17 protein-coding genes and 1 pseudogene are annotated in these 19,980 nt (G+C 65.7%); 13 read left to right on the plus strand and 5 right to left on the minus strand.

The window, feature by feature from the left end; translation table 11 throughout:
• From ACFULT_RS13425 to ACFULT_RS13435, 3 genes and pseudogenes are all read left to right on the plus strand, one after another.
• Window positions 1–270 (plus strand): annotated as a pseudogene (locus ACFULT_RS13425) (cytochrome ubiquinol oxidase subunit I); the annotation flags it as partial.
• 130 nt (window positions 271–400) lie between these two features.
• Window positions 401–1,642: a phosphoserine phosphatase SerB gene (gene serB, locus ACFULT_RS13430; RefSeq protein WP_052059329.1), complete on the plus strand. Its 1,242-nt coding sequence runs from the start codon at window positions 401–403 to the stop codon at window positions 1,640–1,642.
• Between the two features lie 20 nt (window positions 1,643–1,662).
• Window positions 1,663–2,424, plus strand: coding sequence for an aminoacyl-tRNA hydrolase (locus ACFULT_RS13435; RefSeq protein WP_378481895.1), 762 nt, complete (start codon window positions 1,663–1,665; stop codon window positions 2,422–2,424).
• A 706-nt stretch (window positions 2,425–3,130) separates the two neighbouring features.
• Here ACFULT_RS13435 and glgX read toward each other — a convergent pair.
• Window positions 3,131–5,284 carry a glycogen debranching protein GlgX gene (gene glgX, locus ACFULT_RS13440; RefSeq protein WP_037111310.1) on the minus strand — a complete coding sequence of 718 codons (2,154 nt, stop codon included), beginning with the start codon at window positions 5,282–5,284 and terminating at the stop codon, window positions 3,131–3,133.
• A 31-nt stretch (window positions 5,285–5,315) separates the two neighbouring features.
• Here glgX and ACFULT_RS13445 point away from each other — a divergent pair, with 31 nt between their 5' ends.
• The 5 genes from ACFULT_RS13445 to ACFULT_RS13465 are packed head-to-tail and all read left to right on the plus strand — an operon-like array spanning window position 5,316 to window position 10,124.
• Window positions 5,316–6,158 (plus strand): ABC transporter ATP-binding protein, encoded by an 843-nt coding sequence (locus tag ACFULT_RS13445; protein WP_037111312.1) that lies wholly within the window; start codon window positions 5,316–5,318, stop codon window positions 6,156–6,158.
• Between the two features lie 34 nt (window positions 6,159–6,192).
• Window positions 6,193–6,993, plus strand: a complete 801-nt coding sequence (locus ACFULT_RS13450; protein ID WP_037111315.1) for an NUDIX hydrolase — start codon at window positions 6,193–6,195, stop codon at window positions 6,991–6,993.
• Between the two features lie 27 nt (window positions 6,994–7,020).
• The gene (locus ACFULT_RS13455; protein ID WP_037111317.1) at window positions 7,021–7,800 is read left to right on the plus strand and encodes an enoyl-CoA hydratase/isomerase family protein; all 780 of its coding nucleotides are present in this window, start codon (window positions 7,021–7,023) and stop codon (window positions 7,798–7,800) included.
• A 58-nt stretch (window positions 7,801–7,858) separates the two neighbouring features.
• Window positions 7,859–8,896, plus strand: a complete 1,038-nt coding sequence (locus ACFULT_RS13460) for a class I SAM-dependent methyltransferase (protein ID WP_378481690.1) — start codon at window positions 7,859–7,861, stop codon at window positions 8,894–8,896.
• Window positions 8,897–8,942: 46 nt separating this feature from the next.
• A complete protein-coding gene (locus ACFULT_RS13465; protein WP_378481691.1) occupies window positions 8,943–10,124 on the plus strand; it encodes a class I SAM-dependent methyltransferase in 1,182 nt (393 codons plus the stop codon).
• Here ACFULT_RS13465 and ACFULT_RS13470 read toward each other — a convergent pair.
• Complete coding sequence (locus tag ACFULT_RS13470) at window positions 10,112–11,422, minus strand: PQQ-binding-like beta-propeller repeat protein (RefSeq protein WP_378481692.1); 1,311 nt, start codon at window positions 11,420–11,422, stop codon at window positions 10,112–10,114. The two genes, ACFULT_RS13465 and ACFULT_RS13470, sit on opposite strands and share 13 nt — an antisense overlap.
• A 135-nt stretch (window positions 11,423–11,557) precedes the next feature.
• Between ACFULT_RS13470 and ACFULT_RS13475 the strand changes: the two genes are divergently transcribed.
• Window positions 11,558–12,334 (plus strand): acyltransferase, encoded by a 777-nt coding sequence (locus ACFULT_RS13475; protein WP_037111325.1) that lies wholly within the window; start codon window positions 11,558–11,560, stop codon window positions 12,332–12,334.
• Here ACFULT_RS13475 and ACFULT_RS13480 read toward each other — a convergent pair.
• Genes ACFULT_RS13480 through ACFULT_RS13490 form a run of 3 tightly spaced genes read right to left on the minus strand, consistent with a single transcriptional unit; the run spans window position 12,317 to window position 15,971 of the window.
• Window positions 12,317–13,564: a glycosyltransferase family 4 protein gene (locus tag ACFULT_RS13480; RefSeq protein ID WP_094721859.1), complete on the minus strand. Its 1,248-nt coding sequence runs from the start codon at window positions 13,562–13,564 to the stop codon at window positions 12,317–12,319. The two genes, ACFULT_RS13475 and ACFULT_RS13480, sit on opposite strands and share 18 nt — an antisense overlap.
• Complete coding sequence (locus ACFULT_RS13485; protein WP_378481896.1) at window positions 13,561–15,147, minus strand: 1,4-alpha-glucan branching protein domain-containing protein; 1,587 nt, start codon at window positions 15,145–15,147, stop codon at window positions 13,561–13,563. The genes ACFULT_RS13480 and ACFULT_RS13485 overlap by 4 nt, the downstream gene beginning before the upstream one ends.
• A gap of 32 nt (window positions 15,148–15,179) precedes the next feature.
• Window positions 15,180–15,971, minus strand: coding sequence for a methyltransferase domain-containing protein (locus ACFULT_RS13490; protein ID WP_037111333.1), 792 nt, complete (start codon window positions 15,969–15,971; stop codon window positions 15,180–15,182).
• A 220-nt stretch (window positions 15,972–16,191) separates the two neighbouring features.
• Here ACFULT_RS13490 and ACFULT_RS13495 point away from each other — a divergent pair, with 220 nt between their 5' ends.
• The 4 genes from ACFULT_RS13495 to ACFULT_RS13510 all read left to right on the plus strand — a co-directional run bounded on the left by ACFULT_RS13495 (window position 16,192) and on the right by ACFULT_RS13510 (window position 19,921).
• Window positions 16,192–16,992, plus strand: a complete 801-nt coding sequence (locus ACFULT_RS13495; RefSeq protein ID WP_019664336.1) for an electron transfer flavoprotein subunit beta/FixA family protein — start codon at window positions 16,192–16,194, stop codon at window positions 16,990–16,992.
• A gap of 45 nt (window positions 16,993–17,037) precedes the next feature.
• Entirely contained in the window at window positions 17,038–17,994 is a 957-nt protein-coding gene (locus tag ACFULT_RS13500; protein WP_019664335.1) for an electron transfer flavoprotein subunit alpha/FixB family protein, read from the plus strand.
• Between the two features lie 134 nt (window positions 17,995–18,128).
• Window positions 18,129–18,971 (plus strand): GNAT family N-acetyltransferase, encoded by an 843-nt coding sequence (locus ACFULT_RS13505; protein ID WP_378481693.1) that lies wholly within the window; start codon window positions 18,129–18,131, stop codon window positions 18,969–18,971.
• Complete coding sequence (locus ACFULT_RS13510; RefSeq protein WP_094721856.1) at window positions 18,968–19,921, plus strand: 1-acyl-sn-glycerol-3-phosphate acyltransferase; 954 nt, start codon at window positions 18,968–18,970, stop codon at window positions 19,919–19,921. Before ACFULT_RS13505 ends, ACFULT_RS13510 begins: the two co-directional genes overlap by 4 nt.
• The last annotated feature ends 59 nt before the right edge of the window (window positions 19,922–19,980 follow it).

Genomic DNA, 19,980 nt, shown 5'->3' on the forward strand with positions numbered 1-19,980 from the left:
GTCGACGATCCGTGGGGGTACGGCAACTCGTTGGAATGGGCGACTTCCTGCCCGCCGCCGCGGCACAACTTCACCGAACTGCCCCGGATCCGTTCCGAGCGTCCCGCGTTCGAACTGCACTACCCGCACATGGTCGAACGCCTCCGCGCCGAAGCCCACGTCGGGCCAGGCAGCCATGGTGGACACACCACCGAAGTCCTCGAACAGGCACGTCGCGCACCTATCGCGACGAGCGACCACGAAGGATCCGGCGACCACGACCCCAAGTAAACATCCAGTCAATCGGCAAGAGCCCCTCCCGGAACTCGGGCGGGGCTCTTCGCTTGCGACAATCTGATCAGTGAAGCAGCAAGAATGGCGACGCACCACATAGGTCAGCGTCGTCGCGAAGGGAGAATCGGTGCCTGACAGAGGTTTCGCTACCGAGGACATCGCTGTACTCGTCACCGTCACCGGGCCCGACAAACCTGGCGTCACCTCGGTTCTGTTCGCGGCGCTCTCGCGTCACGACGTGAGCCTCCTCGATGTGGAGCAGGTGGTCATCCGCGGCCGACTGACTCTCGGCGTCCTGTTGTCGTGCCCGCGCGATCCCGAGGCACTGCAGGACGAGCTGGAGGAGGCCATGTCCACCGTCGGCGTACACGTCGACGTCGAGATCGGTGCCGACCCGGTGGGCAGTCGCAGTCTTGCGACTCATGTCGTCGTCGTCCTCGGCCGTCCGGTCACCGCTCGGGCATTTAGTAGCATCTCGCGCGAGCTCGCGAGACAGGGTGCCAACATCGACTCCATTCGCGGAGTCGCGGACTATCCGGTCACGGGTCTCGAACTCGACGTCACGGCCACGAACACGTCGCCGGACGCAGACCGTCAACTCAGGAAGGGTCTGTCCGAGGTCGCGGCGGGCGTCGGCATCGACGTGGCCGTCGAACGCGCAGGCATCGCGCGCCGCTCCAAGCGACTCATCGTCTTCGACGTCGACTCGACGCTGGTTCAGGGCGAAGTGATCGAGATGCTGGCCGCCAAAGCCGGACGTGAGGCCGAGGTTCGAGCGGTCACCGAATCCGCCATGCGCGGCGAGATCGATTTCACCGAGTCGTTGCACCAACGCGTGCAGGCATTGGCCGGACTCGACGCGTCCGTCATCGAAGACGTCGCCGACGAACTCGAGCTGACGGCGGGTGCCCGCACGACCATTCGTACGCTGCGGCGACTCGGGTACGCCTGCGGCGTCGTCTCCGGTGGTTTCCGTCAGGTCATCGAGGGACTCGCTCACGAGCTGGAGCTGGATTTCGTCAAGGCGAACACACTCGAGATCGTCGACGGAAAACTGACCGGGCGTGTGGTCGGTGAGATCGTCGACCGAGCTGCCAAAGCGACCGCGTTGCGCGAGTTCGCGGCTCAGGCCGGTGTTCCGATGGAACAGACGGTGGCCGTCGGCGACGGAGCGAACGACATCGACATGCTGACTGCTGCGGGCCTCGGAGTGGCATTCAACGCGAAGCCTGCGCTTCGCGAGATCGCGGACACCGCGATTTCCCACCCGTACCTCGACGCGGTCCTGTTCATGTTGGGCGTGACGCGTAGTGAGATCGAAGCTGCGGACGCTGTCGACGGCGGCGTCAGGCGAGTCCCGATCCTGTGAGCGACGTTCCGGAAACCTCGGTGCCCGGTGCTGGGCCGATCGACGGGACCGTCGACAGTCCGCTCAGTACGTTCGCCGAGCGACATGCTGTGCTGGCCCGAGGCTACGGTGGTCGTGCCGATCGGGAGGATCCCGCGGACGTGCTGGCGATGGCCGTCGTTCTGCACATACCCAAGACGGATCCGCCGCCGCGCAGCAGTCTGTTGGAAGCCGCCGCAGCCGCTGCGGTCGCATTGTGCCTGGACGAACGCGTCGGACCGGGTGGCGAGTGGGAGGACCGCTTCCTCGCGTGGACCGGGTCGAGAATCCGCAAGGTCGCCAGGCGGGCGCGGGGTGCGCACTGGACCGCTGCGCAGGATGTTTCCGGACTTACCGTCGACGTGAGTGGCGCGCAGGCTCGCGCTTTCGTTCCCGGCCGAGTGGGCGATCTGGATCCTCGGGTGAGGCGTTTGCAGATCGGCGGCACCGATGTCCCGCACGACGCTGTAGGCGCGCCGACACCGGGAGTTCCGGTGTTGTGGATAGATCCAGCCCTCGAGATGACGGTAGGGAAGGCCGCCGCTCAGGTCGGCCACGCGTCGATGCTGCTCGCGGGCGCGATGACGCCGGAGCAGTGCCAGGACTGGGCCGACACCGGGTTCGCCTGTTCCGTGCGCGACGCCGACGAGCAGCAGTGGCGTCGGGCACGCGCCCTGGTCGAGGCAGGTCAGGCCGTGGCCGTGCGGGATGCGGGGTTCACCGAGGTGGCGCCCGGTTCGATGACGGTAGTCGCGACGATCTGACGATTCGGCCGTCGCGCAGGTAGCCTCCATCCACCCGCAGGGGTCCACTGCATGAAAACTGGATGTTTCAGTAGGGGCCAGATCGGGCCGACACTGGGTGTATGCGAACGACGAAGCACGATGCACCGTTGAACCCCGACAGACGCACACGACTGACGCTCCGGCTTCTCGCCCTCTACGTCGGCCTGTGGCTCTACGGTGCGTCGATGGCGTTGATGGTGACGGCGGGTCTCGGCCTCGATCCATGGGATGTGTTCCATCAGGGAGTCAGCCGACACGTGCCGTTGAGCTTCGGCACGATCACCGCACTGACCGGCGTCGTCGTTCTGCTCCTGTGGATTCCGTTGCGCCAGAAGCCCGGCTTGGGGACCGTCAGCAACGTCGTGGTCATTGCGATCGCGGTGGACGCCACGCTGCACTGGCTCCCGGACGTGGGAAACATGGCCGTCCGCATCGCGCTGTTGGTGACCGGAATCGTCGTGAACGCCTTCGCGACTGCGCTGTACATCGGTGCGGGCATGGGGCCGGGTCCGCGCGACGGGTTGATGACGGGACTCGTCGCGCGAACCGGACTGTCCGTGCGACTGATTCGCACGTGCATCGAGTTGGCGGTGGTGGCAACGGGGTGGCTCCTGGGCGGAAATGTCGGGGTCGGGACCCTGCTGTACGCGTTCGGAATCGGACCCCTCGTTCAACTGTTCATGACTTACCTGCCGTCGCTGCGGAACACGAGCACGCCCGGACCGGTCAGCGAGATCGGCGATCCGGCTTCGACGGACATGACGTCGGTCGGTACGCCGCGTGGTTCCGACGAATCGAACACCGGCGCGAATTTTCGGGCAGCCCACGAGGGGCAGGCCAGTGAGATCTCCGTCGGACCACCGGAGTGCACGATCAGCAGCGAGCTGTCGTCGTCGACGCGCACTCCGTTCGGTTCGTAGGACCGCACGTCGCCGCCGTCGACCCATGCCTGGATGGTGCGGACGGAGTCGTCGTTCCACTGATCGGTCGTGAACTCGTTGCCGTGTCCGTCGAACCAGACCAGGTCCGGTCGGCCCGACGGGGTGTCCCGTCCGAAGAAGAATTCCTGCTGCCGGAGCGACGGTGCGCTTCGCCTGATCCGAAGCAGGCGTGAGACGAACGCGACGAGATCGGAATCGATGTTCGACCAGTCGATGGCCCACGCGTCCTCGGCGGGTGCGTCTTCGGCAATGCAGTACGCGTTGTTGTTGCCGAACTGAGTGTGTCCCAGTTCGTCTCCGGCGAGCAGCATCGGCGTTCCGGTGGACAGTGCCAGGGTGGCGAGCAGTGCCCGTACATGGCGGGCTCGGGCACCGGTGATGGCAGGGTCGACCGTCGGTCCTTCGGTCCCGTGGTCGACGGAGATGTTGTTGTCGGTTCCGTCGCGGTTCTCCTCACCGTTCGCCTCGTTGTGCTTGCGCGAGTACGACACGAGGTCGTGGGCAGTGAAACCGTCGTGGGCGGTGATGAAATTGATTGACGCCCAGGGCTTTCGGCTAGCACCGCCGTAGATGTCCTCGGATCCGGCGAGCCGTGACGCGAGATCGCGCACACCGATCTGTTCGGCCCAGAATCGGCGGACCGTGTCGCGGTAGCGATCGTTCCATTCGGACCACATCGGGCCGAATCCACCCACTTGATAGCCGGCTCCCGTTGCATCCCACGGCTCGGCGATGAGCTTGACTCGCGAGAGAACCGGATCGGTCGTGATGGCAGTGAGGAGGGGTGCGCGAGCGTCGAATCGCCATCCTCCAGGCCGTCCCAGCGTGCTGGCCAGATCGAATCGGAAGCCGTCGACTCCCATGACCTCGGTCCAGTACCGCAGGCTGTCGCAGACCATGCGCACCACTGCGGGGGACGCGGAGTCGAGTGTGTTGCCGCACCCGGTGAGGTCGACGTCGTATCCGCGACCGTCCAGCAGGTAGTACCCCGGCGCGTCGAGCCCGCGCCAGCTGATGGACGGCCCGGACACCGACGACTCGCACGTGTGGTTGTAGACGACGTCGAGCACGACTTCGATTCCGGCGCTGTGTAGTACGTCGACCATCGTCTTGAACTCGGTCACCTCGGCGCCGGGTTCGGAGGCGAAACGTGGATCGGGCGCGAAGAACGCACCCGTCGAATATCCCCAGTGATTACGCATTCCTCGTGCCCGCACGTCGGGTTCGGTCGACATCGCCTGCACCGGTAAGAGTTCCACTGTGGTCACGCCGAGTGTGGTGAGGTGCTGGAGTACTGCGGATGCAGTGAGGCCCAGGTACGTCCCTCGGTGCTGCGCGGGTACGTCCGGGTGCCTGGCGGTGTAGGCGCCGACGTGGAGCTCGTACAGCACGGTCCGATCCCACGGAACGGACGGCCGGACGATCTCGCGCAGTACGGTCGGGTCGGTGACGACCGACAACGGCATGTGCCCGAGCGAATCGACTGTGCTCGGTTGCCCGAACGGCTCGTCGTCGTAGGGGAGAAGAGCATGCGCGTCACCCAGTTGCCCGACGATCTGCCGCCCCGCGGGGTCGAGAAGTATCTTCCGATCGTTGAAGCGTCGCCCGGCCGCCGGGTCCCACCGCCCGTGCGCGCGGAACCCGTATCTGGTTCCGGGGGTAACGCCGGCAACGAAACCGTGCCGAATGCCGAAGGTCTTCTCCCGGAGTTCGACGCGCCGTTCGGAGCCGTCGGGATCGACCAGGCATACCTCGACGCCGTCGGCCTCGGGCGAGTGGACCGCGAATTGCGTACCACTTGCCGACGCAGTAGCTCCCAACGGAAACGGACAGCCGGGAGGAGAGGACTCCTCGCCGGAGGCGGGACGATCGTCGGTGTGATCAATGGAAGGCGACACGCTTCGAGATCCTGCCGTGTGTGGGGGATGGATGTGCGACAAGATAGACGTCGTGTCTGAACCGGATCCCGATTTGCTCATCGATTTCAACGACGTACTCATCAGGCGAGGTGGGGTGACGCTGGTCGGCCCGGTCACCTGGCAGGTGGAGCTCGACGAACGGTGGGTGGTGCTCGGGCCCAACGGGGCGGGCAAGACCTCCTTGATGCGGATCGCAGCCGCGGAGGTGCATCCGACGTCGGGCACCGCACACGTGCTCGGCGAGGTGATGGGAAAGGCCAACGTCGCTGATCTCAAGACGCGCATCGGTCTGTCGTCGTCGGCTCTCGCTCATCGCATCCCTGCCGACGAAACCGTGAGCGATCTGGTCGTGTCCGCCGGATACAGCGTGCTGGGACGGTGGCGTGAACGGTACGACGACATGGACACCGAGCGCGCCGTGGACATGCTGGAGAGCCTCGGAGCCGAACACCTGTCGCAGCGAACGTACGGAACCTTGTCCGAGGGTGAACGCAAGCGCGTGCTGATCGCCCGTGCGTTGATGACCGACCCGGAACTTCTCCTGCTCGACGAGCCCGCCGCGGGTCTCGACCTGGGCGGCCGCGAGGAACTCGTCGCGCGACTGGCGGATCTCGCTGCCGATCCCGACGCACCGGCCACCGTCCTGATCACCCACCACGTCGAGGAGATTCCCCCCGGTTTCAGTCACGCACTGCTGCTCAAGGAAGGCGGGGTGGTGGCGCAGGGGCTCGTCGACGACGTGATCACCGCCGAGAACCTGACGGAGGCGTTCAGCCAGTCGATCACACTCGATCGGGTGGACGGCCGTTTCTTCGCTCGGCGAACGAGGGCGGCCGGGCAGCACCGCCGGTGACACGTCCGACAATCGGACGTTGTAGTTTTCGAAGATGACTCCGACCGAAGCTGTGCCTGTCCGGGATGCATCGACCGTGATCCTCGTCCGTGACGCGCCGTCCGGAATAGAGGTCTTCCTCCTCGAGCGCGTGTCCGGCATGGCGTTCGCAGGTGGGATGACGGTGTTTCCAGGGGGCGGCGTCGACAGTTCCGACGGCGACGCCGATCTGACCTGGGCGGGCCCGGATGCATCATGGTGGGCGGGCAGATTGGGCGTCGACGAACGAAGAGCCGCGTCGCTCGTCTGCGCGGCAGCCCGCGAGACGTTCGAGGAATGTGGAGTCCTGCTCGCCGGTCCTACGGCCGATTCGGTGGTGCGCGACACCTCCGTCTACGCCGACGATCGAGCCGCACTCGAACGGCACGAACTCACCTTCGCGGCGTTCCTCGAGCGTCATGGGCTGGTGCTGAGGGCGGATCTGCTGCGGCCGTGGTCCAACTGGATCACGCCGGACGGCGAAGCGCGTCGCTACGACACGCACTTCTTCGTCGCGGTCACGCCCGAGGGGCAGGACGCCGATGGCGCCACACGTGAAGCCGCGTCGGTCGGTTGGAGGTCTGTGGAGTCCGCGCTGGACGACTGGCGCGGTGGACGTACCGTTCTGCTTCCTCCTACGTGGAGTCAATTGGCTGGGCTGACGGCCTTCGATTCGGTGTCCGGCGTCCTCGCCGCGGAACCGGTCATCACTCCCATTCAGCCGAACCTGTACCACGTCGACGGGGAACTGCGGGTCGAGTTTCCCGACGACGAGGCCTACTACGCGGGCAGTGCGCACCCGTGGTCGGGGAGATGACGCCGGGCACCGGTAGCGTGTGCGGACATGGCTGAGTTCGTGAATCTCGAGGTATCCGACGGTATCGGCACCATCCGCTTGGACCGACCACCGATGAACGCGTTGAACCGTCAGATACAGGAGGAGATCCGGGCCGCCGCGCGTGCCGCGACGATCGATCCCTCGGTCAAGGCCGTCATCGTCTACGGCGGTGAGAAGGTCTTCGCCGCCGGTGCGGACATCAAGGAAATGGTGGAGTTGTCGCCCGCGCAGATGAACGACATCATCGGGGACCTGCAGTCCGCGCTGGGGTCGGTGTCCGAGATACCCAAGCCCGTCGTTGCCGCGATCACGGGTTACGCACTCGGAGGTGGCCTCGAAGTGGCGTTGAGCGCCGACCGTCGCATTGCCGGCGACAATGCGAAACTCGGGGTGCCCGAAGTGCTTCTCGGCGTCATCCCCGGCGGTGGCGGAACCCAGCGGTTGGCACGCCTCGTGGGTCCGAGCAAGGCCAAGGACCTGGTCTTCACAGGCCGATTCGTCGGAGCCGAGGAAGCACTCCGCATCGGACTGGTCGACGAGGTCGTCGCCCCGGACGAGGTGTACAACGCCGCGAGAAAATGGGCTTCGCAGTTCACCAAGGGTGCGTCGCGGGCGCTGGCTGCGGCCAAGGCGTCGATCGATCAAGGCCTCGACACAGATCTTCACACCGGCCTGAAGATCGAAGCTCAGCAGTTCGCGGCTCTGTTCGCGACGAAGGATCGGACCATCGGCATGGAGTCGTTCATCGCCAACGGACCGGGCAAGGCCGACTTCACCGGCGAGTGATCGCCTGCCCCGCGAAACTGGAACTTGTTCATTTCCTACCGGATAGTAGGCTGCCCTCATGACTGCAAGCCCTCACGACGGTTCGTCCGACTCCCAGGCGGCCGGCGCTGATACCAGCCTCCACGTCGTACCGGACCCCGCGCCCAACCCGCACGCCACGGCGGAGCAGGTGGAGGCCGCGCGGAGCGACACCAAGCTCGCCCAGGTCCTCTACCACGACTGGGAAGCCGAGACGTACGACGACAAGTGGTCCATCTCGTACGACGAGCGCTGCATCGACTACGCGCGTGGACGGTTCGATCAGGCCGTCGGTTCTTCTCCGGACGCGCAGGATGCGCTGCCCTACGGTCGCGCGCTCGAACTGGGGTGCGGCACCGGCTTCTTCCTGCTGAACCTGATGCAGGCGGGTATCGCGGAGAAGGGTTCGGTCACGGACCTGTCGCCGGGAATGGTCAAGGTGGCATTGCGCAACGCCGGGCACCTGAATCTCGACGTCGACGGCCGAGTCGCCGATGCGGAGACCATCCCGTACGAGGACAACACGTTCGATCTCGTTGTCGGGCATGCCGTGCTGCATCACATTCCGGATGTGGAGCAGTCCCTCCGCGAGGTGCTCCGTGTGCTCAAGCCCGGGGGGCGCTTCGTGTTCGCCGGCGAGCCGACGACTGTGGGAAACTTCTACGCTCGGTGGTTGGGACGCGCTACGTGGGAGACCACAACGCGAATCACGAAGTTGCCGTTCCTGGCGAGCTGGCGCAAGCCACAGGAGGAACTCGACGAGTCCTCGCGGGCAGCGGCACTCGAAGCCGTCGTGGACCTGCACACGTTCGATCCGAGCGATCTCGAGAACATCGCGACGAGTGCCGGTGCCGTCGACGTCCAGGCGCGGACGGAAGAGTTCGCGGCAGCATTGCTCGGCTGGCCTGTCAGAACGTTCGAGGCGGCGGTTCCCGCCGAGAAGCTCGGGTGGAACTGGGCCAGGTTCGCGTTCGGGGGCTGGAAGACACTCAGCTGGGTCGACGAGAAGGTTCTCACGCACGTTGTCCCGCGTGGATTCTTCTACAACGTGATGATCACCGGTGTGAAGTCGTCCTGACCGTTCGCACTCGCTGAACATCACGCGCTGAACATATCGGCACTTCATGGGCTACACCTTCACCGACGCCGACATCGACTACCTCACCGACGATGTCGGCGTCGGCGCGCTCGATTGGATCTCTCGGCTGGCGCTCACCAAGCAATCGATGCTCGCCGACGTGACCGCGGCACGCAGCAGGTTCGGCGACAACACCGCCGCACTCGTCGAGACCATCACTGCGCGGCGCAAGGCTTCTGCCAAGCTCGACGGTGCAGGGTCGTGGCTGCTGACCGACGATGCCGTACAGCAGGCGACGCCGACGATCGTGGCGCGGCGCCGTGCCGAACGGCTCGCCGGCCTCGACGTCCACGACGTCACCTGCTCGATCGGCACCGAACTGGACTCGTTGGTCAGCACCGCAGGGTCTGTGCTCGGAAGCGACCTCGACCCGGTGCGGTTGCGGATGGCCGGCCACAACGTTCCGTCCGCGTCGATCGTCCGAGCCGACGCACTCGTTCCCGTGTCCCGTGGCACCGTCGTGCTCGCCGACCCCGGGCGGCGTTCGGACGGCAGGCGCACCCACGACCCCGCGGCTCTGCAACCGCCGCTGCCGGACCTGATCGAGACGTACGTCGGACGCGATCTTGTCGTCAAGTGCGCCCCCGGACTGAATTTCGATTCGCTCGGGTGGGCAGGAGAAATCGAGTTGGTGTCGCTCGACGGCGGGGTCAAGGAAGCGTGCCTGTGGTCCGACGGCCTCTCCGCGACGACGATCACACGGCGCGCATCGGTATTGAGTTCCGACGGATCCGCCTACGAGATCACCGATTCCGAGCCCGACGACATCGACTCCGCAGAACCCGGGGAGTGGTTGATCGACCCTGACGGAGCTATCGTCCGCGCAGGCCTCGTTCGTCATTACGGGGCCCGGCACGGGTTGTGGCAACTCGATCCCCGCATCGCATATCTGACCGGCAACACGGTGCCCGAGGGTGTGAACGGATTCCGGATCCTCGACCGAATCAAGTACTCGGAGAAATCGTTGCGGCAGGCCCTTGCCGCGCACGGATGCGGATCGGTGGAGATCCTGGTGCGTGGCGTGGACGTCGACCCCGCAGTGCTACGGCCCCGCCTGAAGTTGAAGGGCGACACAGCGCTGTCGGTGATCATCACGCGGATCGGCCGGTCCGGTGTGGCGTTCGTCTGTCAGGCTCGTCGCCCGGGCAGGACCGATCAGGACGTGTAGGTGAAGATCTCGCCGAGATAGGTCGAGGTGACCACCTGGCCGTCAGGCCCGATCGACGTACCGACCGTGGGGCCGGAGGCGCCTTCGAGCACCTGCTCGGACACCGTCTCCCCGCTCGCCGAGTCCAGCGCGACGAGGACTGCGTCGTCACCGCGGCCAACGACCGTGACGATGCGGCCATCGGCGGTGCTCGCCGGAGTACCCAACTGCTGCAGATCATCTCGCGACCAGGCGACACTCGCGCTCGTGCCGTCGTCGCGGATCGAGCGCACCGACCCCTCGCCGCCCGACGGAACGATCGAACCGTCGCTCGCGACCGATGGCGTGTTGCTCGCACCGAATCCGGCTCCGAACGTCCACCGCTGCGAACCGTTCGAGGCGTCGAACGCGGACACCCGGCCGTCGACGTCGGCGAGATAGATCGTCGAGCCGTCCTCCGACAGAACAGGACTCGACGACACTCCGGCCGGGAGCAGTTCCGACGACCAACGCTCCGTGATCGACGGTGTCGCCTCCGCGTCGTAGTGCAGCGAGATCAATTGCGGTGCAACGGCACCCGAACGCCACAGAACGAGATAGATGTTCGACGCATCCAGGTCCACGGCGGGCGTGGCCGCCACTGCGCACTCGGCGGAACCCGTCGCACACGCATCGAGACCGGTTGCAGGCGGGAGGAAATCGGCGCCGGGCTCGGCCAGGAAATCAGGAGGGTCGATCAGATCGTGGATCGGCACGACGGACTTGCCGGTCTGGGTGTCCAGGACGTTGATCTGACCGAACTGAGTCACAGCCAGAACGCTGCCGTCGCCGAGGAACTGCGCGGAACGCGGAACGCCGTTGGTGGGAGTGCGCCAACGCAATTGACCGTGCTCGTTGAACGACGAGAACCCACCGTCGTCGCCGACGTACACATTGGCCACGGAATCGACGAGGGGTGTCTCGGTGCCCACCGACGGCCCGACGCGGTTGCACCAACGCTTACGGCCCGACTCGATCTCGAACGAGAAGAGATTGCACCCGGCCTCACCGAGCGTCGAGACGAACATCTGACCGCTCGCCGCGATCGACACCGGAGACGATGTCGTCGCACCCAGCGGGCGCGACCACGCGAATTGTGCGTCCGACAGTCCGGCATGCTCGGTGGAACTGCTGTTCCGGGAGTCACCGTGCACGACAGGCCACCCGTCGGGCGCGAATGCGTCGATTGCCTCCCCGCCCCCGCCGCATGCTGCCGCGGTCAGGGCTGCAACGGTCGCCAGCGACACCACGCGAGCCACACCAGCTCTACCGCCAAGCACCTTGTTACTTCTCCTCGAACGTGTCCGACGCACATGATTCAAGGACAGAGACTATCCCGGCCACCGTCTCGATGGCCAAAGCGGTCCACACGGGTCGTTCCGAGCCGCACTGCAGTGCCGCTAGGGTGGACGGCTATGACGAGCATGTGGAACGCGCCGCTGCGTTCACGCTGGCGGGGATCACGACGACGCGACGAGGACCAGGCCCGGTTTCTCACCCGCGACTCGCTCCGCTGGGTGCTGAAGAACAAGGCCTACACACCGTGGTACCTCGTTCGGTACTACCGGCTCGCTCGGTTCAAGGCTGCCAATCCTCATGTCGTGCTACGGGGAATGGTGTTCCTGGGCAAGAACGTCGAGATCCATTCGACTCCCGAGTTGTCCCGGCTGGAGATCGGGCGATGGGTACACATCGGCGACGGCAACGCGATCCGGTGCCACGAAGGTTCGCTGCGGATCGGTGACAAAGTGGTGTTCGGCAAGGACAACGTCGTCAACACTTACCTCGACATCGAGATCGGTGCGTCGACGCTCGTCGCAGACTGGTGCTACATCTGCGATTTCGACCATCGGATGGACGACGTCACCACACCGATCAAGGACCAGGGGATCGTCAAGGGACCGGTTCGGATCGGTCCGGACACCTGGATCGCCGCCAAAGTGACGGTTCTCCGCGAGACCAGCGTCGGTCGTGGATGCGTGCTAGGTGCACACGCAGTCGTCAAAGGCGTGATTCCGGACTACAGCATCGCCGTCGGTGCGCCGGCCAAGGTAGTCCGCAACCGCAAGGCCGACTGGGAAGCCGGTGCTGCCGAGCGCGCGAAGTACATCGCAGCGCTCGAGGACATCGAACGCAAGAAGGCACTCAGGGCAGCGGAAGCTGCGCGCGGAGACTCAACTGCGCTCGGGTAGAGCACGTTCGACGATGGTAGGACGCGCGAGCGGATACCGCACCTTCCGTTTCGCGGCCAGATAGACCTGGGCGGTCGCTTCCGCGACATGCCTCCAGTCGAAGTCGACGGTCAATCGCTCACGTGCGGCGTGGGCTCGCTCCTGGGCTGCATCGACGTTGTCCAGAACTCGTCGAACCGCAGTGGCGAGTCCTGCCACGTCGGACGGCTCGAAGGACAGACCGGTCACGCCGTCGACTATCGCTTCCCCCAACCCTCCTGCCGTCGACGCCACCAGCGGGGTCCCCGCGGCCGCAGCTTCGAGAGCGATGATGCCGAACGGTTCGTAGCGGCTGGGGAGAACGATTGCGTCGGCACCGTGGAGCCAACCGAGTAGTTCCGTGTGGTCGAGCGATCCGAGGAAGGAGACGGAACGGGTCACTCGGTGCGTTCGGGCGAGCTGCGCCAACCACGCGAACTGTGTTCCCTCGCCTGCAATGTGCAGTGTGGTGCCCGGGTGGCTCCGACGGATGCGCGGCATGGCGGCGATGGCGTCCTGGATGCCCTTCTCGTATTCGAGACGGCCGACGTACAGCAGTTTGGCGGGTTCCTGGCGAGGCTGGCGAGGACGGAAGGTCCACGTGCGGATGTCGATGCCGTTCCTGATGACCGACACCGCCGAGTCGCGAATCCCGAACAGCCGAGTGACCTCGTCCTTCATCGATGCCGAACAGGTGATGACGGCGTCGGAATCGTTGGCCAGCCACCATTCGATGGAATGAACCTGACGATTGATCGTGCCGGAGATCCAGCCACTGTGCCTGCCCGCCTCGGTGGCGTGGATCGTCGAGACGAGGGGGACGTCGAAGTGTTCGGCGAGCGCGATGGAAGGGTGCGCCACCAGCCAGTCGTGCGCGTGGACGACGTCGGGTTGCCAGCCGTCGCCCAGGCCCGGCTTGCCGAGTGCGATTCCGGCGCGAACCATCGCGTGTCCCATGGCGAGGGTCCACGCCAGCATGTCTTCGCCGAAGACGAAGTGCGCGGGATCTTCGGCCACCGCGACCACCAGGACGCCGTCTTCGATGCGATGGTGCGTGGGATGGGTCGACGCGTCGGTGCCCGTCGGGCGGCGCGCCAGCACCACGACCTCGTGTCCGGCGGAGACGAGTTCGGTTGCCAGATGGTGGACGTGTCTGCCAAGCCCCCCGACGACGACGGGCGGGTACTCCCACGACACCATCAGAACCTTCACTTCGACGCTCCCCTCCGAGCTGCAGATCCGTGCTGCAGGTTCTCCGAGCCGTACTTACCTGCCACTCGACGAGCGTCGAGTGCGGGAAAAAGCCCGTCCGCCTGGTTCCACCCGCGTGCGAGCCGCTCCGCGTCGTCGTGACGACCACCGCGGACCGCGTCCGCGATCTCCCGGAGAGCGTGGGCGTGGACGTGCGCACGCTGGCGCGCATATCCGGCCGCCGTGTCCTTGCTGACCATGAATGCCCAGTCACTGGCAACCGCGTTGAGTGTCTCACGCAGAATCTGGTCGTTCACCCTGTTACGCAATTCGGGTATGCCCGGTCGCTGCCCGTCCACCGCGCGCTGCTTGTCCACCGTGTGCTGCCTGTCCACCGCGCGCTGTCCGTCGAGTGAGCTCAGCGCTGCCTCGACCACCTCGGCGTTCAGATCGACCAGATCACGGACGGCGTCGCCGTTCCACACGCGCCAGTCCTTGCCCGACCCCCATGACGACTCGGTCAACTGTACCGGCGAGCCCACGAATCCTTTGCTGCGAGCGTCGTCGAGAGTTCCGATGTCGATGCCGGCTTCCGGTAGAGCTCGTAGGACGCGTTCGAGCCAGACTGGACCCTCGAACCACCAATGGCCGAACAATTCCGTGTCGAACGCCGCCACGACGAGTGCGGGTCGACCGATGCGGTCAGACTCGCTGCGGAGCCTGCGCCGGACCGTGTCGACGAAGTCCGCGACGTGGATGTCGATCGCGGCAGAGGCGGCCGCGGGATCGTAGGGCTCCTTGTCGGCCGAGTCGACGGTTCGTCCGGTGACGCGTGCGTGCTTGAGCCCGGTCGCATGGTCGTAGGTGTGGAAATCGCGGTACGAGGCATGACCGGGGTAGCCGGATTTCGGCGACCACACGCGATAGCTGACCTCGAGATCGCGCCCGAATGCGAGAACGTCGGATTCTCGCACCGGTCGCCCGAGCGTCGTGTCGCCTCGCAGGGATGGGCCGTCCACCATGAAGTGGGTGACCCCTGCGTCCGCGTATCCGACTTCCATCCCCGGTGCGTACGCACACTCGGGTGCCCAGATGCCGGTGGGCCGTGTGCCCCAGCGCCTCGCCGCGTCGGAAAGCCCCTCGGACAGCGAGAATTCGCGCAGCCTCGGATCGAGTAGCGGTTGGAAGGGGTGGGCGAGGGGACCGCCGAGCAGTTCGACCGTTCCAGCGTCGACGAGTGTACGAACGACCGGTGATCCACCGTGTCGCCACTTCGTTTCGAATGTGTCGAGTGCCCGTGCGGCGCTTCTGTGTTCGCGGATCGACATCGCACGGTCGGTCGCCTCGTGCGCGCGCAGCTGCCAGTTCCCGAGCCAATGATGCATCCCCGCAAGGCAATGCGGGTCGTCGAGTTGAGCGGCGAGCACCGGGGTGATCCCGAGCGAGAGCAGGTTGGTACGTCCCTCGTCGGCGAGCGTAGAGAGCATGTCCGTCAGCGGCAGATAGGAGTCGGCCCACGATTGGTACAACCACTCCTCGCCGACCGGCCATCGGCCGTGATTGGCGAGCCAGGGCAGGTGCGAGTGCAGAACCAGAGAGAACATGCCCGGCTCGGTCACCTTCGGTGAAGGTGTGCTCACCCGCTCACCGCAGCTCCGCCGTGAGGCTTGATCGCAACGGCGACCAGGTCGAGGCTCCCGTCCATGTCCGTCGGGTGGATGTCGAAATCTGCCGTGGTGATCGATGCGACGTCGGCCGAGAGGGCTGCCGGCCAGGGCTCCCCGGCGAGAGCGCGCTCGATCTGAGCGTCGATGAACGACCCTCCGTGCTTGTCGTCGAGCTTTCGAAGCGTGGACCCGTGATGGACGCCGGTCATGACGTCCACGGTGAAACCTGCGTGTTCCAGCAGCTCGGACAGCTCGTCCGCGTTCAATTCGCGCGTGTGGAACGGGTTCAACGGAGTATCTCGCCCCGGGGAGAACGTGATGCGATTCGGTGTACTGACGAGCAACTCTCCACCCGGGCGGAGGACCCGGAAGCACTCGTCGAGGAACTGCCCCTGATCCCACAGATGCTCGATCACCTGGAAGTTGACGACCACGTCCACCGAGTCGTCGCGAAGGGGCAGCTGTGCCAGATTGCCGCGGAGCATGCGGACTCCGCGATACCGATCGTGTACGTGAGCGGCGGCGCCTGCGTCGTAGTCCACGCCGGTGACCGACTCGGCAACGGCGTCGATCATGTTGGCGCCGTAGCCTTCTCCCGATCCTGCCTCGAGGACGGTGCGGTGCCGGCACCGCCCCAGCAGGTGCTCGTACACGACCTCGTGTCGGCGGAACCAGTAGTTCTCCTCCGCGATGCCAGGAACCGTGCGCTCGCCGGTGAGGGGGAGCGGTGCGTCCGCGTCGGCTGTCGATGATTCGCTCACCGACGAGAGGGTAGTGCCTACGTCCAGGGACGATCCATCGGCAGTGGCGTCCGGTCAGGAGGGGCGGATGTATTGTCGGATCGGAAATGCGGTAAGTTACCCACCAGTAACTAAACATGGGGTAATCTACGGCAGGGCCTAGAACAGCAAGAACCCATAAGGCACGACCCGATTCACCCTACGAATCAGCGGAACATGACCAGGAGGTCGACGCAGACCCATGACGAACATCGTTGTTTTGATCAAGCAGGTTCCCGACACGTGGTCCGAGCGCAAACTCACCGACGGTGACTACACGCTCGACCGTGAGGCAGCCGACGCCGTTCTCGACGAGATCAACGAGCGCGCCGTCGAAGAAGCCCTGCTCATCAAGGAATCACAGGGCGGCGAGGTGAAGGTGCTGTCCGCAGGCCCCGACCGCGCCACCGATGCCATCCGCAAAGCGCTGTCCATGGGTGCCGACAGCGCCGTGCACCTCAACGACCCCTCGCTCCACGGGTCCGACGCCATCCAGACTGCGTACGCGCTGGCAGCTGCGCTCGGGAACGTCGCGTTCGAGAACGACGAGCCCGCCGATCTGATCATCGCGGGTAACGAGGCCACCGACGGCCGCACGGGCGCTGTACCGGCAATCATCGCCGAGTACCTCCAGATCCCCGCTCTCACCCAGCTCCGCAAGCTGACCGTCGCCGACGGCACCGTGTCGGGCGAGCGCGAGACGGACGAGGGCATCTTCGGCCTCGAGGCTGCACTGCCGGCCATCGTCAGCGTCACCGAGAAGATCAACGAGCCGCGCTTCCCGTCCTTCAAGGGCATCATGGCCGCGAAGAAGAAGACGGTGCAGACCATCACGCTCGCCGAGATCGGCGTCGAGGACGGCATCGTCGGCGTGGAGAACGCAGGAACGACCGTCACGTCGTCCACCCCCAAGCCTCCCAAGACTGCAGGCGAGCGGGTCACCGACGAGGGCGACGGCGGCGACAAGATCGCCACCTACCTCGTAGGCCAGAAGATCATCTGATCCCGCCGACGTAACGCCGCGCAGACCACTTAAGGAGAGCAAGTCATGGCAGAAGTACTCGTGCTCGTGGAGCACGTCGAGGGAACCCTCAAGAAGGTCAGCACCGAGCTGATCACCGCCGCCCGTGCACTCGGCGAGCCGTCGGCAGTCGTCACCGGTCCCGCCGGTACCACCGACAAGCTGGCCGACGCATTGACCGAGGCAGGCGCGGAGAAGATCTACGCCGCGGAGTCCGACGACATCGACGGCTTCATCATTACCCCCAAGGTCGACGTCCTCTCGGCACTCGCCGAGTCCGTCTCGCCGGCCGCGATCATCACCGCAGCCAGCATCGAAGGCAAGGAAGTCGCCGGACGCCTCGCGGCGCGCCTGGGCTCCGGTCTGCACAACGACGTCATCGCTGTGAACGGCGACGGCAGTGCCACCTACTCGATTTTCGGTGGCGCGTTCACCGTCGAGGCAAAGGCCAACGGAGACGTCCCCGTCATTTCGTTGCGTCCGGGCGCAGTGGAAGCCGAGCCGAAGGCAGGCGCGGGTAGCCGCGAAACCGTCGAGGTTCCGGCGCAGGAAGACGGCGTCGTCAAGGTCACCTCGCGTGACCCGATCGTCGGCGGCGACCGCCCGGAACTCACCGAAGCGACCGTCGTCGTGTCCGGTGGCCGTGGCGTCGGAAGTGCAGACAAGTTCAACGTCGTCGAGGACCTCGCCGACTCGCTCGGCGCAGCCGTCGGTGCGTCGCGCGCTGCGGTGGACTCCGGTTACTACCCGGGTCAGTTCCAGGTGGGTCAGACCGGTAAGACGGTCTCCCCGCAGCTCTACATCGCACTCGGCATCTCCGGCGCCATCCAGCACCGCGCCGGAATGCAGACCTCGAAGACCATCGTCGCAGTCAACAAGGACGAAGAAGCACCCATCTTCGAGATCGCCGACTACGGCATCGTGGGCGACCTGTTCAACGTCGCACCTCAGCTCACCGAAGCGGTGAAGAAGCACAAGGGCTGATATCGCCCGGACAGACGACACGCCCCCGCCTCCCCGTTTCGGGGGGCGGGGGCGTGTTTGTCGTTCACACAACGTGTTCGGACACGTTACCCACCTGATGCGCTGACGTGGCCGCGGCTCGTTAGACAACTTGCATGACCACTTCAGTCATGAACTCGCGTGCATCGTCCATGCCCGAGACGGCCACGAAGGGCCGAGGCGCCGACCGCTATTCGCTCGTCCTGTCCACCGACCGAGACCATCGCGACGCCGCTCAGAAACTCCGCTACGACGTGTTCGCGTCCGAACCCGGATACGACATTCCCCGAGATCCCAGCGGCCGTGATGCCGACCGCTTCGACGAATTCTGCGACCATCTTCTCGTCCGCGACAACACCACCGACGACTTCGTCGGTTGCTACCGCATGCTCACTCCCGACGCTGCCATCGCAGCCGGGGGCTACTACACCGCAACGGAATTCGATCTCACAGCCCTGAATCCGGCCGCGTCCTCGGTAGTCGAGATGGGACGCGCCGTCGTCCGGCCCGAGCATCGATCCGGCTCCGTCCTCGGACTCATGTGGGCTGGAATCCTGCACTACCTCGAAGTGACCGGCCTCGAATGGGTCATGGGATGCGTATCGGTACCCATGCAGGCGTCCGCCGAGGATGTTCCAGGGGCGAACGTCCGAGGCGTCCGCGACTTCCTGCTCGACAAGCATGGATCGGCACCCGACCGCCGCGTGATCCCACGTAACCCAGTCGTGGTCGACGGCCGCGGTCTCGACGACATCGTGGCCCCTGCGCGAGCGTCGATCCCTCCTCTGCTTCGCGGATACCTGCGACTGAACGCGGTGGTGTGCGGAGAACCGTCGCACGACCCCGACTTCGGAGTTGCGGATTTCGTCGCACTGCTCGGGCTGAGCGATGCCAACACTCGGTACCTGGATCGGTTGAGGAGCGCGGCCAACACGTACGAGACGAGGGGACAGGGATGAGCGCGTCGAACATCGTCGACTCGTCCGGCCGCGCAGCCGAATCGGCCGTGACGGAACAGGTGGTGGATCATGCATGGATGCCGTCCAGCCCGTGCGGAGACGGCTGCATCGCGCGCGGAAGCGCAACCGTGGGTTCGGTGGTGGTCGCACTGCGCATCCTGGTTGCGCTGTTCGCGGTCGCTCTGCTCCCGGTACTGATCGCCGTCGGTGTGGTCTCACCCCGACTGCGCAGGCGCGTCACTCGGTTCGGTGCGCGGATGTTGCTGTTCGCCGTCGGTATCGGGCTCTGCGTCCACGACCCGCGGTCGGATCGGGAACGCTCCCGTACCGAACACGGCGCGCTCGTCGTGGCCGGACACATTTCCTGGACGGACGTACTGGTCCTGACGGCACTGCGACCGGCGACGTTCGTGGCCCGCGGCGACCTGATCGAGTGGCCGGTACTGGGCCTGTTGGCCAGGGCAATGAAGGTGCTTCCCATTCACCGGCAGAAACTGCGTGCCCTCCCGGGGACCGTCGACCAGGTTGCGGACAGACTGCGCGACGGTAAAACGGTCGTGGTGTTCCCGGAAGCGACGACCTGGTGCGGACAGGCGTACGGCTCGTTCCGGCCTGCGATGTTCCAGGCCGCGATCGACACGGAGACCTGGGTGCAGCCGGTCCGGCTCGCGTACGTCGACGGAGATTCTGCTCGCACGACCGCGACGTGCTTCGTCGGCGACGAGACCATCGGTCAGTCGATCGGCCGGATCCTGCGGCTGAAAGGAATCGTCGCGCGCTTGGAACTGGCCGCTCCCGAGGCGCCGGGCACCGACCGTCGGGATCTCGCGAGGCGTTGCGAGGCAGCGGCGCGATCCGGTGATCGATTCGATCCGACCATGCACGGCGTCGTCACTCTCGACGTCACCCACGACGTCGTCCGGGCACCGGAACGGCCCGCGCACCGCTGAGCAGGATCCTCGGGTGGCCGGGTTTCTCGGGTGGGTGGGGCATGTGTCATCACCGGCTA

Origin of the sequence: Rhodococcus sp. NPDC057297, assembly GCF_042667435.1 — a bacterium.
In the GTDB taxonomy this organism is placed as follows: Bacteria; Actinomycetota; Actinomycetes; order Mycobacteriales; family Mycobacteriaceae; genus Rhodococcoides.